Consider the following 253-nt stretch of genomic DNA (forward strand, 5'->3'; position numbering starts at 1 on the left):
CCCCAGCTCAGCAGGGTGCCGGCCTGGGCGCCGGACTGGGACGGCAGGTCGGTCACGTCGCCGGTCAGGTCGGTCTTCGTCCACTTCTTCGCGATGCCGAGGGACCCGGCGCCGGTCGTCGACTGGATCTTGGCGTTCGCGTCGGCGGTCACCTGCGCGCCGGTCACCACGGTGCCGTCGACGGCGCCCTTGGTGTCGGCGACCGCGTGGTTGGCGTAGGTGGAGGCCGCGGCGCCGGCGGTGGAGGTGGGAC

General features: G+C 73.9%; 1 protein-coding gene. It reads right to left on the reverse strand.

The annotated features are described in order from the left end of the window. Positions 1-253, reverse strand: a 253-nt coding sequence (locus tag ACZ2XM_RS15630) for a hypothetical protein (RefSeq protein WP_490619034.1), incomplete at both ends; no start/stop codon positions are given.

The sequence above is a fragment of the Psychrobacter sp. CoH-33_TS_01 genome (assembly GCF_058189395.1).